The 1452-nt window shown below is 68.2% G+C and carries 1 protein-coding gene; it reads right to left on the bottom strand.

The window, feature by feature from the left end:
• Positions 1-19: 19 nt before the first annotated feature.
• Positions 20-1216 (bottom strand): IS110 family RNA-guided transposase, encoded by a 1197-nt coding sequence (locus ACZ7KX_RS42685; protein ID WP_470331342.1) that lies wholly within the window; start codon positions 1214-1216, stop codon positions 20-22.
• Between the last annotated feature and the right edge of the window lie 236 nt (positions 1217-1452).

Raw genomic sequence — 1452 nt, 5'->3', positions numbered from 1 at the left:
CGCTTCCTAATGTTGTTTGTCAAGCCGTCTCGGTCGCTGGCGGTGTGACGTGGTAGCACCGTCTGTCACGGATCAGGGCCCAGAGGACGTTGACGCGCCTGCGGGCCAGGGCGAGCACGGCCTGGACGTGGCGTTTGCCTTCGGCGCGCTTGCGGTCGTAGAACGTCCGCGAGTTCGGATCACAGCGGATGCTGACCAACGCGGAGGTGTAGAAGACGCGTTGGAGCCGGCGGTGGTACTGGCTGGGCCGGTGGAGGTTACCGCTGACCTTGCCCGAGTCCCTCGGCGCGGGAGCGACGCCGGCGAAGGCCGCCAGAGCGTCCGGGGAGTCGAAGTCGTTCAGGCCGCCGCCGACAGCGGCGAGGAACTCGGCGCCGAGCACCGGGCCGATGCCGGGGACACTCTCGACTATCTCGGCGAGTTCGTGCTCACGAAACCGGCCCTCGATGAGCTTGTCGATCTCGGCGATGCGCTCGTTGAGGGTCATCACCTCCTCGGCCAGGGTGTGGACCAGCCTCGCGATGGTCGTCTCCCCAGGAACGGAGGTGTATTGGCGCTCGGAGGCCTCAACGACGGCTTCGGCCAGAGTTCTTGCGTTCCGAACCTTGCGGTTGGCCAGCCACTTGGTGAGCCTCGTGACGCCGGTGCGGCGGATTGCCGCGGGAGTCTGGTAGCCGGTCAGGAGCTTGAGCGGACCGACGTTGGTCAGGTCCAGGACGCGCTCCAGGGCCGGGAACATGCTCAGCAGGGTGCCGCGCAGGCGGTTGACGGCGCGAGTGCGGTCCTCGACCAGGTCGGAGCGGCGTCCGGTCAGCAGCTTGAGTTCGACGGCGGCCTCGTCGCCGGGGCGGATGGGCCGCAAGTCGCGGCGCATCCGGGCCTGGTCGGCGATCACGTAGGCGTCGCGGGCGTCGGTCTTGCCCTCGCCGCGGTAGCCGTCGGCGGCCCGGTTCACCAGGCGCCCGGGGATGTAGAGGACCTCCTGGCCGTGGGCGATCAACAGGCTGAGCAGCAGGGCCGGCTCTCCGCCCGTCATGTCGATCGCCCAGGTGACCTGGCCGTCGTCGGCCAGAGCGAGGACGTCGCCGATGAGCTTGAGCAGCTCGGGCTCGTCGTTGGCCACCCGCCGCGACAGCAGAGTCTTCCCCTCGGCGTCCAAGGCCAGGCCGTGGTGATGGCCCTTCCCGCTGTCGATCCCCGCCCATATCCGGCTCATCATGCTCCTGACGTGCGTGTTCGTGCTGTTCGTACCACGGACGACCTCGCCGGCATTGCTCTACGCAGCGACTTTCTCGCACTTCCTAATCGGCGGCCGAGTCGTCGTGGGGTGCCGGGCGGCGAAGCGAGGGAAGCCACGAACGGCAGCCGCCTGATAGCCACACCCAGAACCCCTGGGCGACCCAACCTTACGAATGGCCCGATCAACCCGGCTCAGAAGGTAGAGCCGCCTGA

Source organism: Kitasatospora sp. NPDC038210 (assembly GCF_055600605.1).
The sequence above is the reverse complement of the archived record's forward strand: the minus strand, read 5'-3'. Positions and strand labels throughout refer to the sequence as shown.

Bases quoted from the DNA above. Each gene is read 5' to 3' on its own strand.
- ACZ7KX_RS42685 (WP_470331342.1), bottom strand. From the start codon at position 1,216: ATGAGCCGGATATGGGCGGGGATCGACAGCGGGAAGGGCCATCACCAC.